Here is a 12,552-nt window from a genome sequence, read left to right as displayed (position 1 = left end):
GGATAGCGGGGCATTCGTGACGGTCATGCGCAGCCGCCCGCGCAATCGGAGGGCTCACTCCGGGTCGTAGTCCAGGTTCGAGGCCAGCCAGCGTTCGGCCTGCGCCAGCGGCACGCCCTTGCGCTTGGCATAATCCTGCACCTGTTCCTTCGAGACCCGGCCGACGACGAAGTACTGGCTGCGGGGGTGGCTGAAGTAGTAGCCCGACACGGCCGCGGTGGGCAGCATCGCGAAGCTTTCGGTCAGCGTCATGCCGGCATTGGCTTCTGCGCCGAGCAGGTCGAACAGCGTGCGCTTCTCGCTGTGTTCGGGGCAGGCCGGATAGCCTGGGGCAGGGCGGATGCCACGATACTGCTCGCCGATCAGCGCCTCGTTGTCGAGCGCCTCGTCGGCCGCGTAGCCCCAGTACTCGGTGCGCACGCGCTGGTGCAGGCGTTCGGCCAGCGCTTCGGCCAGACGGTCGGCCAGCGCCTTGAGCAGGATCGCGTTGTAGTCGTCGTGTGCGGCCTCGAAGCGCGCGACGTGCGGCTCGATGCCGATGCCGGCGGTGACCGCAAACGCCCCGACCCAGTCCCGCACGCCGTGGTCGGCCGGCGCGATGAAGTCGGCCAGGCAGAAGTCTGGCCGCTCGACCGGCTTGTCGACCTGCTGGCGCAGGAAGTGCAGGCGGACGCGCTCGCGTTCGGAAACGACGACGTCGACATCGTCACCGATGCGGGTCGCCGGCCACAGCCCGAACACCGCCTTGGCGGTCAGCCATTTCTCCTCGACGATCCGGCGCAGCATTGCCTGCGCATCGGCAAACAGCTCGCTGGCCTGTGCGCCGACGACCTCGTCGCTCAGAATCGCTGGGTACTTGCCGAACAGTTCCCAGGCGTTGAAGAACGGGGTCCAGTCGATGACCGGCAGCAGCTCGTCGAGCGGGTAGTCGTCGAATACGTGCAGGCCGGGCCGGCGCGGCACCGGCGGCACATAGGTGTCCCAGTCCCCGTCGAAGGCCTGGGCACGCGCCTTGTCCAGTGCGACCAGCCGCTTGGCGTCGCCGCGGTTGGCGTGGCGCGCGCGGATCTCGGCGTAGTCGGCATCGTTGGCGGCGACAAACGCGGGCCGCAGCTCGGGGCTGATCAGCGACTGCACCACACCGACGGCGCGCGAGGCATCCTTGACCCAGACGGTCGGTGCGCCATAGTGCGGCGCGATCTTCAGCGCAGTGTGCGCCCGAGAAGTGGTCGCCCCGCCGATCAGCAGCGGCAGTGCGAAGCCCTGGCGCTTCATCTCGCGCGCGACGTGGCTCATCTCTTCCAGCGATGGGGTGATCAGTCCCGACAGGCCGATGACGTCGGCCTGCACCTCGCGCGCCTTGTCGAGGATCGTCTGCGCCGGGACCATCACGCCCAGGTCGACGACCTCGAAGTTGTTGCAGGCCAGCACCACGCCGACGATGTTCTTGCCGATGTCGTGCACGTCGCCCTTGACGGTCGCGATCACGATGCGGCCGTTGGACTTGCCGGCATCGCCGGTGCGCGCCTTCTCGGCTTCGATGTGCGGCAGCAGCCAGGCGACCGCCTTCTTCATGACCCGCGCGGACTTGACGACCTGCGGCAGGAACATCTTGCCGGCGCCGAACAGGTCGCCGACGACGTTCATGCCGGCCATCAGTGGCCCTTCGATGACCTCCAGCGGCCGGGCGAACTGCAGCCGCGCCTCCTCGGTATCGACGTCGACGTACTGGTCGATGCCGTGCACCAGCGCATGGGTCAGGCGTTGCTGGACCGGCGCTTCGCGCCAGGCCAGCGTCTCGGTCTTGGCCGCGCCCTTGCGGCCCTTGTAGCGCTCGGCCAGTTCGAGCAACCGTTCGGTCGCATCCGCGCGGCGATTGAGCACCACGTCCTCGACCCGCGCGCGCAATTCGGGATCGAGCTCGTCGACGATCGGCATCGCGCCGGCATTGACGATGCCCATGTCCATGCCGGCCGCGATCGCGTGGTACAGGAACACCGCATGGATCGCCTGGCGCACGACCTCGTTGCCGCGGAACGAGAACGACACGTTCGACACACCGCCCGAGACGTGGCAATGCGGCAGCGTGGCGCGGATCTCGCGCGTGGCCTCGATGAAGTCGACCGCGTAGTTGTCGTGCTCGGGGATGCCGGTGGCGATCGCGAAGATGTTCGGATCGAACACGATGTCCTCGGGCGGAAAGCCCACGACCTCGGTCAACAGGCGGTAGGCGCGAGTACAGATCTCGACCTTGCGCGCACGGGTGTCGGCCTGACCGGCCTCGTCGAAGGCCATCACCACGACCGCCGCGCCATAGCGCAGCACCTTGCGCGCCTGGGCAAGGAACGTCGCCTCGCCCTCCTTGAGCGAGATCGAGTTGACCACGCCCTTGCCCTGCAGGCAGCGCAGGCCGGCCTCGATCACGCTCCACTTCGACGAGTCGACCATCACCGGGATGCGTGCGATGTCGGGTTCGGCGGCGATCAGGTTCAGGAACGTGGTCATCGCCCGTTCCGAGTCGAGCATGCCCTCGTCCATGTTGACGTCGAGGATCTGCGCGCCGCCCTCGACCTGCTGGCGCGCGACCTCCACCGCCTCGGCGTAGCGGTTCTCGCGGATCAGCTTGCGGAACGCCGCCGAGCCGGTGACGTTGGTGCGCTCGCCGACATTGACGAACAGCAACTCCGGGGTGATCACCAGCGGCTCGAGGCCCGACAGGCGGGTGAACCGCGGCGCGGGGGACTGGCCTGCGGGCGCGCTCATGCCGCGTCGGCCCGGTGGCCGACCGGCGTGCGCGGCGCGACGTCGCGCACCGCATCGGCGATCGCGCGGATGTGCGCGGGTGTGGTGCCGCAGCAGCCGCCGACGATGTTCAGCAGCCCGGCGGTCGCAAACTCGCGCAGCGTCGCGGCCATGTCCTCGGGCGTTTCGTCGTAACCGCCGAAGGCGTTGGGCAGCCCGGCGTTGGGATGGCAGGACACATGGACCTCGGCAATCTGCGCCAGGGTGTCGACGTGCGGGCGCAGGTCCTTGGCGCCGAGCGCGCAGTTGAGCCCGATCGACAGCGGCCGCGCGTGGCGCAGCGAATACCAGAACGCTTCGGCGGTCTGTCCCGACAGCGTACGTCCAGAAGCATCGGTGATCGTGCCCGAGATCATCACCGGCACCCGGCCGCCGAGATCGTCGAACACCGTCTCCACCGCGAACAGGGCGGCCTTGGCATTGAGCGTGTCGAATACCGTCTCGACCATCAGCACGTCGGCGCCGCCCTCGATCAGGCCGTGGGCAGCATCGCGGTAGATGCGCACCAGGTCTTCGAATGTCACCGCGCGAAAGCCCGGGTCGTTGACGTCGGGGCTGATCGATGCGGTGCGGCTGGTCGGGCCGAGGATGCCGGCCACGAAACGCGGCTGCCCTGGCGTGCGCGCCTGCGCGGCATCGCAGGCCGCGCGCGCGAGCGCGGCGCCCTCGCGATTGAGCTCGTGCGCCAGGTGTTGCAATCGATAGTCGGCCAGCGACACCGCAGTCGAATTGAAGGTGTTGGTCTCGACGATGTCGGCGCCGGCCTCGAGATAGGCGGCGTGGATGCCGCCAATGATGTCGGGACGGGTCAGGGTGAGCAGGTCGTTGTTGCCGCGCTGGTCGGCGGCCTCGCAGCCGCAGCCGGCACCATGGGCATGGCCATCAACGGCGTGTAGCGCGTCGAAGCCGTCGGCGAAGCGTGTGCCGCGGTAATCGGCCTCGGTCAGCCCGTGCTGCTGGATCATCGTGCCCATGCCGCCGTCGAGCACCAGGATGCGCTGCGCGAGGGCGGCTTGGAGCGCGGCGACGCGGTCGGGATGCAGCCAGGTCACGGCTTTCTCGCGATGATCGAGATCACCTGGAAGTGCGGCGGCCGCTTCTCGCGCGTCACCGTCTCGGCGCTGTGGATCTCCAGCCCGGCCTTGGTGACGAAGCGGCGCAGTTCCTTGTCCGGGAAGCCCAGGTTGGCATGGCCGTAGGCCTGCACGACCGCCTCGTGGCCGTGCCGGTCGAGGCTCGACAGCAGCAGCCGCCCGCCCGGGCGCAGCACCCGCGCGGCTTCGGTGACCGCCTGCGCGGGCCGCGTGGCATAGGTCAGTGCGTGCATCAGCACGACGAGGTCGAAGCTGGCGTCGTCGAACGGCAGCGCGTGCATGTCGCCTTCGCGGACTTCGACGTTGCGGAAGCGCTTGAGCCGTTCGGCCGACGCGGCGACCACGCGCGCGCTCGCATCGAGGCAGACGTAGCGATGGGCGTGCGGTGCCAGCAGCTCGGCCAGCACGCCATCGCCCGAGGCGATGTCGAGCACGTCGCCGGTCTCGAGCAGCGGCAGCGCCGAGCGTGCCAATGCCTCCCAAGTGCGCCCGGGCGAGTAGTGGCGCTCCATGTCGCCGGCCACGCTGTCGGCCCAGTTCTGGTCGGCGGCGCGCATCGCCAGTACCGCCGGGATGCGCTCGGCGTCCTGGCGCAGCAGCGGGTCGTCGCTGCCGGTGCTCAGCGCCTGCCACAAGGCGCGCTGCGCCGGGTCGAGCGCGGCGTCGTCGAAGCGGTAGTAGGCCGACACGCCGGCGCGGCGATCGCGGACCAGGCCGGCTTCCTTGAGGCGCGCCAGGTGCGTGGACACGCGCGGCTGCGCGAGTCGGGTGATCGACGACAGCTCGGCCACCGTCAGTTCCTCGACTTCGAGCAGCGCCAGCAGCCGGACGCGGGTCGGATCGGCGAGCGTCTTGAGCCGCGCCGACCAGGCTTCCAGGTCCATGAATATCTCCATATCGCGATACAGAGATAATTTTCGGCGCGCGGTGGGGTGCGGTCAAGCCGCGCAACGCCTGCGTTCGGGTGCCGGACACCTTGCAGCCGCACGGCCGAGCGCCGATGCTGCGCGTCCCCAGCTGCTCCAGGTCCGCACCGTATGTCCGCCTCCCGTCCTTCACGCGCGCCCGCGCTGGCTGCCGCCTTCGCCGACTACGCGGCGCGGCATCCCGACGAGCACGCCACCGTTGCCGAGTTCGTCGCGCTGCTCGACGATCCGCTCGATCCCTTCGTGCGCGAGCGCCTTGCGGGCCATTTCACCGCCTCGGCGCTGTTGGTCTCGGCCGACGGCCAGCGCACTTTGCTGACCCACCATCGCAAGCTGAACCTGTGGCTGCAGCCCGGCGGTCATGCCGATGGCGATATCGACCTGGCCCGCGTGGCGCTGCGCGAGACCGAGGAGGAAACCGGCCTGCAGGGCGTAGTGGTGCTGCCGGCGATCTTCGACCTCGATCGGCACTGGATTCCCGAGCACAAGGGCGTGCCGGCGCACTGGCACTACGACGTGCGCTATCTCGTGCGTGCCGGCGCCGACGAGCGCTTCGCGGTCAGCGCCGAATCCCACGCACTCGCGTGGCGCGCGCTCGTCAACGTGGCCGAAGGCAGCGAGTACGACGCGTCCTTGCGCCGCATGGCGCACAAGTGCCTGGAAGGGCAGAGGACATCGGACGGCTGAGCATCGCGGCGATCCGTCGGCCCGATGCCTCGGTCCCGAGGCCTAGTACAGCACCCGCGTGCGCAGGGTGCCGTCGATCTTCGACAGTTCGCTGCGCAGGCGCTCGGCCTGGTCGCGGGTCGCGCCGACGTCGATGACCACATAGCCCACGTTCGCGGTGGTGCGCAGGTACTGGCCATCGATGTTGATCGCTTCGCGCGAGAACACCTCGTTGATCTTCACCAGCACGCCGGGCACGTTGCGGTGCAGGTGCAGGATGCGGTGGCTGCCGACGTGCTCGGGCAGCGTGACCTCGGGGAAGTTGACCGCCGACAGAGTGCTGCCGTTGTCGCTGTAGCGCACGAGTTTGGCGGCGACCTCGATGCCGATGTTGTCCTGCGCCTCGAGCGTGCTGCCGCCCACGTGCGGGGTGAGCAGCACATTGTCGTGCGCGGCCAGCGGCGAGTCGAAGACATCGTCGTTGCCCTTGGGCTCGATGGGGAACACATCGATCGCCGCGCCGCCGACATGCCCGGTGCGCAGCGCGGCGTCGAGTGCGTCGATGTCGACCACGGTACCGCGCGAGGCATTGATCAGGTGCGCGCCGGGCTTCATCGCGGCGAGCTCGGCGGCGCCGAACATCAGCTTGGTCGCCGGGGTTTCGGGCACGTGCAGGGTCACCACGTCGCTGCGCGCGAGCAGGTCGTCCAGGCCGGTCGCGCTGCGGGCATTGCCGAGCGAGAGCTTGGTCTCGATGTCGTGGAACAGCACCTGCATGCCCAGCGATTCGGCGAGCACGCCGACCTGGGTGCCGATATGGCCGTAGCCGACGATGCCCAGGGTCTTGCCGCGCGCCTCGTGGCTGCCCAGCGCGGACTTGCTCCAGCCGCCGCGATGGCATTGCGCGTTCTTCTGCGGGATGCCACGCAGCAGCATGATCGCCTCGGCGACCACCAGTTCGGCGACGCTGCGGGTGTTGGAATAGGGCGCGTTGAACACCGGGATGCCGGCCAGTTCGGCCGCTTCCAGGTCGACCTGGTTGGTGCCGATGCAGAAGCAGCCGACCGCGAGCAGCCGGCGCGCGTGGGCGATGACCTCGGCGCTGAGCTGGGTGCGCGAGCGGATGCCGACGATGTGCGCATCGGCGATCTTGGCCAGCAACTGGTCCTCGGGCAGCGACTTGGGGTGCACCTCGATCTGCGTGTAGCCGGCGGCCTTGAAGGTATCGACGGCGCTCTGGCTGACGCCTTCGAGCAGCAGGACGCGGATGTCCGCGCGGGGAAACGAGGTCTTCATCGAGGCTTCGGCCGCCGGTCGGGAGGAGGGCATCATGGTGCCAGAAGGCCGTCGCTGTTGCAGCGCAGCAGACGGCGTCGCCGCCAGAAGGCATGCGTGTCCGATTCGGCCCTGGGCCGAGGCCGCGCGGACGCTGGACGCCTGCGGGCGCGGCTGGCAGGCTGGCCCGCCGTGCCGCGATGTCCTCAACCATGTCCGATGCCCGCATCGCCCGCCTGCAAGCCGCCGCCCCGACCCTGCAGCTGCGGACCGATCCGGCCGATCTGGCCTACTTCGGCGTCGACTGGACGCGGCGCTGGACGCCGGCGCCGTTGGCGGTGGCGCTGCCGGCGGATATCGCCGAGGTCCAGGCGACGGTGCGCTGGGCGCGCGAAGAAGGCGTCGCGATCGTGCCCTCGGGCGGCCGGACCGGGCTGTCGGGTGGGGCGGTCGCCGCCCATGGCGAACTGGTGCTGAGCCTGCAACGCATGAACCGGGTGCTGGACTTCGACCCGGTGGACCGGATCCTGACCGTGCAGCCGGGCATCGCGCTCGAAGCGGTGCAGGAGGCGGCGCGCGGTCACGGGCTGGCCTATCCGGTCGATTTCGCCGCGCGCGGCTCGTGCACGATCGGCGGCAACATCGCGACCAATGCCGGTGGCATCCGGGTACTGCGCTACGGCAATACCCGCGAGTGGATCGCCGGCCTCAAACTGGTGACCGGCACCGGCGAATTGCTCGATCTCGGCCGCGGATTGGTCAAGAACTCCAGCGGCTACGACCTGCGGCACCTGGCGATCGCCTCGGAAGGCACGCTGGGCATCATCGTCGAGGCCAGCCTGAAGCTGACCGCGCCGCCACCGGCCACGAGGACGCTGCTGCTGGCGCTGCCGTCCTTCGAAGGTCTGATGCAGGTGTTCCAGGCGTTGCGTGCGCGGCTGGCTCTGGAGGCCTTCGAGTTCTTCACCGATCGCGCGCTGCACCATGTGGTCGCGCATGGCGCACAGGCGCCGTTCGAGGCCTCGCATCCGTTCTACGTCGTCGCCGAATTCGCCTGCGAGGGCGACGCCGGTGAGGTCGCGATGCTGTCGGCGTTCGAGCATTGCGTCGAGCAGGGCTGGGTCGAGGATGGCGTGATCGGCCAGAGCGAGGCGCAGGCCGCGCAGTTGTGGCGGCTGCGCGAGGGCATCACCGAAAGCCTGGCGCCGCACGTGCCCTACAAGAACGATGTCTCGGTGCGGATCTCGGCAATGCCGGCCTTTCTCGAGGCGGCGCAAGCGCTGCTGGCGCGCGAGTACCCGCAGTTCGACGTGGTGTGGTTCGGCCATATCGGCGACGGCAATCTGCACATCAACGTGCTCAAGCCGGCCGACCTCGCCAACGAGGTGTTCGTTGCGCAATGCGAGCGCGTGACCAAGCTGCTGGCCGATACCCTGCACACGCACGGGGGCAGCATCTCGGCCGAGCACGGCATCGGGCTGGTCAAGAAGCCTTATCTCGCATCGACCCGCAGCCCGGCCGAGATCGCGGTGATGCGCGGCATCCGCCACGCGCTCGATCCCGACGGCATTCTCAATCCCGGCAAGCTGTTCGATGCCTGACTGTCGCTTGGCACCTGGCATCAAGGTGGCGTGAGGGCAGGGTAGAGTGTGGCCTCCCCGATGGAGATGCCCCCGATGTCCCGAACCTTGCTGGCCTGTGCGCTGATCGTTGTGTCCACGTCGGCATTCGCCGGCAGTTTCGCCGGCACGACCGGCGGTGCAACGTCCGCTGGCAGCTCGGCCTCGTCGGGCAGCAGTTCGGGCAAGGACAAGATCGTGCTGCAGGCGCGCGAAGATGCCGCCGGGTTCGTCGCCAGCGACGGTCGGATCCGCGGCGTCCGCCTCGAGGCCGCACTGCGCCATCTGCGACAGACACGGCCCGATGCGCAGGCGGCGAGCGACCTGCAACTGGCGCAGGCGATCCTCGCGCTCTAACGCCGATGCGCGTTCGCCCTCGCAGCGCGGCGCGCGCCCGTCGCCTGCTTTCCATGGGCGTGGCGCTGCTGCTCGCCACTGGCGCTGTCCACGGTCAGCCCTGGCGGATCGACACCGCACCTGGGACACCGCCGCTGGATGCCAACGCGCAGGCCGCGTCTGCCCAGTTGGTCGACATGGTGCTCGCGCGACTGCCGCCGGCCTGGCGCGCCGCCGAAGGGCTCGACGTGCAACTGGCGTGGCGTGACGACCTGCCGCCGCAGGTGCACGGGCGCGCGGTCGGCGATCGCGTCCTGCTGCGCCGGGCGCTGCTTGATGCCGTGGCCGCAGACGGCCTGGATGCGCGGGCGACCCGGGCCGCGTCCGCCGCGCTGGTGCACGAGCTCGCGCATCGCTACGACAGCAGCCCGCACGGCGGCCTGTCGCGCGATCCGCGGTTGCGCGATCTCGCCGGCTGGCCGCGCCCTCCGCTGCGGCTGGGCCTGCGGGCGCGCCACAACGCGATGACCGACCGCCGGCCCGACGCCTACGAAACCGCATCACCGGCGGAGTTCGTCGCGGTCAATCTCGAGCATTTCCTGCTCGATCCCGAGTACGCCTGCCGGCGGCCCGCCTTGCATGGATACTTCGCCGCGCATTTCGCCTGGGCGCCGCCCGCCGCGGACTGCGCCGGGGACCTACCGTTCGTCGAGGCCGAGCCACAGGCGCAGGCGGGCGGCGAGGCGCTGCTGGAACTCGACCCGGCGCGGGTCTGGGCGGTCGAGTACCTGTTCGCCGAGGGCAACGCGCAGCCGATGAGCCGCTGGGGGCATAGCATGCTGCGGCTGGTGATCTGTGCCCCCGGCCGTCTGCCTGGGCCGGACTGCCGCTACGACCTGGCGCACCACCGCGTGCTGTCGTTCCGCGCGTTCGTCGACGATGTGCAGATCTCCAGTCTGCGCGGGCTGACGGGGCGCTATCCGGCGCGGCTGTTCGTGCTGCCGCTCGACCAGGTGATCGACGAGTACACCCGGATCGAACTGCGTGGCCTGCAGTCGATTCCGCTGCGCTTGTCGCCGGGCGAGATCGCGACCTTGCTCGAGCGCGCGGCCAGCGTGCATTGGAGCTACGACGGCCGCTACCGGTTCGTCGACAACAACTGCGCGGTGGAGACCTGGAAGCTGCTCGATGCCGGCGTGCCGCGGCTCGACGGCGCGCGTCTGCGCAGCATCACGCCCAACGGCCTGCTGCGCCGCCTGGTGCGCGCGGGCATTGCCGACGCCGCGGTGCTCGATCCGCCAGATCGCGCTGTGCGCGATGGCTATTACTTCCCGTCCGCGGACCGCGAGTACGCGGCGTTGTTGGCGGTCGCGCACGCTGCCCAGCCGTTGCCTGCCCGCGATGTCGCCACCTGGCTCGATCTCGATCCCGATCTGCGTGCGCCGTGGTTGGCGCAGGCGGGGCCGCGCGACGGCGCCGCGCTGCTGGTGCTCGAGCACGCCGCGCACCGGCGGCTGGAGGTGCGGCTGCGCGACGTGCTCAAGCGTCGCTGGCGTCTGGCGGCTGCAGAGCAGGACGCCGCGGCCAACACCCTGCATGCCCTGCTCGCTGCCGGCGACGGCCTCAGCCGTCCGGCGCAATTGCTCGACCGCGGCTACGGCCTGCCGCAGCAGGCCGAGCGCGCGACGCTACGGGGGCAGGCCGATGCGCTCGGCCACCGCCTGCAGGCGCTGCGCGACGCACTGGAGATTCAAGGCCGCGCGGCGCTGTCGATGGATGCGCAACGACGCCTGGCGGCGACCGAGCGCAACCTCGCCACGCTCGGTGCCCGCTTGCGCGAGCTGCACCGCGCGTCGGGCGGGTTGCAGCTGGATCGCATTCAACAGAGCGATTGACGCACATCTCCTGAATCTGGCGCGATGGAACACGGGTCGGAAAATCGGCTCGATCGCGGTGTGCGAATCAGCGGTCGCGTCGATGAGGCAGTGGGACGCATGTGAGGCTCTTCGATTCTCACTGCCCACGCGCTGCAATCTTCGTGCTTTGCGATTTGGGTGCATCAGCGCATCGGGGATTAATCGCCAGGCTTCAGCAGTCGTCCTCGCCTGCTGCGTTGCGCAATGGCCATTCGCTGGTCGTTGATATAGTGCGAGCGCGGTGGATGCCGCGCCTTCGAAAATCAACGGCAAAGGAGAATGCAGGAATGCGACACGTATTTTTCGCTGTGATCGGCGCTGCAGCGCTGGCATTCATGCCGAAAATCGTCAGTGCGCAGTCGGTGACGATTTCATGCGAACCCAGCAATTGGTGTATGTCTGAAGCTGCCGGCATTTCCTACGATACGATCAGTTGGTCGGCATCCCATCCGGGCGTCGGGGCGATTTTCCCGGCGAACTGCACCAACCAGAATTTCTGCCGGTTCTACTGTCCCTCTCGCCCTGGGTTCGTCACGATGACCGTGAACTATCGGTTGGGTGGGCAGTTGATGGGGTCTGCAACAGCAAGCACCCGGTGCACGGCACAGGACATCTGATCTTCATGCTCAATGCCAATAGCCCTTCGAAAGAGGGCTATTGGCAGCGCGTCAGATCGTTGGCGAAGCTGAGGCGGCGGCGATATCGAGTTGAATTTTCCCGGCGCCTAACTGCACGTCACGCCGCTATGCCGATCTGAGCACATCAGTCCGCGCGGCCGCCGAACTCGCCGGTCGTGGTGTTGACCCAGACGCGCTCGCCGTTGCCGATGTACTCGGGCACCTGGATCTCGATACCGGTGCTGAGCTTGGCGGGCTTGGGCCGCTTGGTCGCGGTGCCGCCCTTGAGTTCGGGCGGGGTGTCGACGACTTCGAGCACCACGCTCTGCGGCAGTTGCAGGCCGACCGGCGCATCGTCGATCACCTGGACATAGCAGCCGCCCAGGCCTTCGGTGATGTAGCCCGCACCGTCGCCGACGACATCGGCGTCGAGCGTGTAGGGGGTGAAGTCCTCGTCGTCCATGAACACGAAGGCGTCGCCATCCTTGTAGGAGAAGCTGGCCTGGCGCCGGGCCAGGTCGACCTCGCGCAGGTCGTCGTCGCCGTCGAAACTCGCATCGAGCTTGTTGCCGCCCGGAACGCTGTACATGGTGAAGCGGAAGCGCACGTTGCCGCCGCGCCCTTGCGGCGAGCTGCGCTCGATGTCGCGGATCTGGTAGACCCCGCCGTTGTGTTCGACCACGTTTCCTTTCTTGACGTCGTAGGCTTTCATCGGTGTCTGGGTGTTTTCAGTGGGAGACGGATGCCGCAGGGGCGGCGGGATTGCGGAGGTGCAGCCGCAGGTTCGGGTAATCGATCACCGCCTGGCCGCGGTCGAGGACGTCGGCGCCGAGCACGCCGTCGATGGTGGGCAGCCCACGTTGCGAGAACGCGGCGGTGACGTGGTCGAGCGCGAGGAAGTGCGCGGTGAAGTCGTCATCCCGGTAATCGCCGATCGCCAGACGGCTGCCGGGCAGGGTCTCGATGGCGAGGTTGCCGGCGCCGGCGCCGGTCGCCTGCAGCCCACCCGACGCATCGGCCTGGCGGCCATCGGCAAAGCGTGCCTGACGCGCGCGATCGATGACGGTGCGCCCGGCGCCGGTATCGATCAGGAAGGTGCCGGCGACGCCGTTGATGCGGACCTCGACGGCCAGATGCGCCGCGCCATAGCGGTGCATCGGGATCGTGTCGTAACCGCGCGCGGCGAGCAGGCCGGCGAGCGCGCCCGCATCGGCCGGCACCGCGTCGACGGCGTGGGCCGGCGAGAGCGACAGCAGTGCGAACAGCAGGCCCATGGCCAGGCTGGGCGACGATGCGGGCAT

11 protein-coding genes are annotated in these 12,552 nt (G+C 69.0%); 5 read left to right on the top strand and 6 right to left on the bottom strand.

The window, feature by feature from the left end; translation table 11 throughout:
* Window positions 1–54 precede the first annotated feature (54 nt).
* From metH to FHW73_RS08950, 3 genes are read right to left on the bottom strand one after another with little or no spacing between them, the layout of a single operon-like run.
* Window positions 55–2,763: a methionine synthase gene (gene metH / locus FHW73_RS08960; protein ID WP_183426367.1), complete on the bottom strand. Its 2,709-nt coding sequence runs from the start codon at window positions 2,761–2,763 to the stop codon at window positions 55–57.
* Window positions 2,760–3,854, bottom strand: coding sequence for a homocysteine S-methyltransferase family protein (locus FHW73_RS08955; protein ID WP_183426366.1), 1,095 nt, complete (start codon window positions 3,852–3,854; stop codon window positions 2,760–2,762). The genes metH and FHW73_RS08955 overlap by 4 nt, the downstream gene beginning before the upstream one ends.
* Window positions 3,851–4,780, bottom strand: a complete 930-nt coding sequence (locus tag FHW73_RS08950) for a metalloregulator ArsR/SmtB family transcription factor (protein WP_183426365.1) — start codon at window positions 4,778–4,780, stop codon at window positions 3,851–3,853. The genes FHW73_RS08955 and FHW73_RS08950 overlap by 4 nt, the downstream gene beginning before the upstream one ends.
* A gap of 153 nt (window positions 4,781–4,933) precedes the next feature.
* On the opposite strand from FHW73_RS08950, the gene FHW73_RS08945 reads away from it, so the two are divergent.
* Window positions 4,934–5,509: an NUDIX hydrolase gene (locus tag FHW73_RS08945; protein ID WP_183426364.1), complete on the top strand. Its 576-nt coding sequence runs from the start codon at window positions 4,934–4,936 to the stop codon at window positions 5,507–5,509.
* A 42-nt stretch (window positions 5,510–5,551) separates the two neighbouring features.
* Here FHW73_RS08945 and serA read toward each other — a convergent pair whose 3' ends face one another.
* Window positions 5,552–6,784, bottom strand: a complete 1,233-nt coding sequence (serA, locus tag FHW73_RS08940; protein WP_183426538.1) for a phosphoglycerate dehydrogenase — start codon at window positions 6,782–6,784, stop codon at window positions 5,552–5,554.
* 191 nt (window positions 6,785–6,975) lie between these two features.
* On the opposite strand from serA, the gene FHW73_RS08935 reads away from it, so the two are divergent.
* The 4 genes from FHW73_RS08935 (at window position 6,976) to FHW73_RS08920 (ending at window position 11,251) form a co-directional block, all read left to right on the top strand.
* A complete protein-coding gene (locus FHW73_RS08935; RefSeq protein WP_183426363.1) occupies window positions 6,976–8,364 on the top strand; it encodes an FAD-binding oxidoreductase in 1,389 nt (462 codons plus the stop codon).
* Window positions 8,365–8,439: 75 nt separating this feature from the next.
* Window positions 8,440–8,739 carry a DUF2388 domain-containing protein gene (locus FHW73_RS08930; protein WP_183426362.1) on the top strand — a complete coding sequence of 100 codons (300 nt, stop codon included), beginning with the start codon at window positions 8,440–8,442 and terminating at the stop codon, window positions 8,737–8,739.
* A 5-nt stretch (window positions 8,740–8,744) separates the two neighbouring features.
* On the top strand, window positions 8,745–10,613 hold the full coding sequence (locus tag FHW73_RS08925) for a DUF4105 domain-containing protein (protein WP_255492877.1): 1,869 nt from the start codon (window positions 8,745–8,747) through the stop codon (window positions 10,611–10,613).
* Window positions 10,614–10,879: 266 nt separating this feature from the next.
* Window positions 10,880–11,251 (top strand): hypothetical protein, encoded by a 372-nt coding sequence (locus tag FHW73_RS08920; protein ID WP_183426361.1) that lies wholly within the window; start codon window positions 10,880–10,882, stop codon window positions 11,249–11,251.
* Window positions 11,252–11,396: 145 nt separating this feature from the next.
* Here the strand turns inward: FHW73_RS08920 and yeiP are convergent, their stop codons facing one another.
* Both yeiP and FHW73_RS08910 read right to left on the bottom strand, forming a co-directional pair.
* On the bottom strand, window positions 11,397–11,963 hold the full coding sequence (yeiP, locus tag FHW73_RS08915) for an elongation factor P-like protein YeiP (RefSeq protein ID WP_183426360.1): 567 nt from the start codon (window positions 11,961–11,963) through the stop codon (window positions 11,397–11,399).
* 16 nt (window positions 11,964–11,979) lie between these two features.
* Window positions 11,980–12,552: a retropepsin-like aspartic protease gene (locus FHW73_RS08910; RefSeq protein WP_183426359.1), complete on the bottom strand. Its 573-nt coding sequence runs from the start codon at window positions 12,550–12,552 to the stop codon at window positions 11,980–11,982.

This window comes from Luteimonas sp. RC10, from assembly GCF_014192745.1.
In the GTDB taxonomy this organism is placed as follows: domain Bacteria; phylum Pseudomonadota; class Gammaproteobacteria; order Xanthomonadales; family Xanthomonadaceae; genus Luteimonas.
The sequence above is the reverse complement of the archived record's forward strand: the minus strand, read 5'-3'. Positions and strand labels throughout refer to the sequence as shown.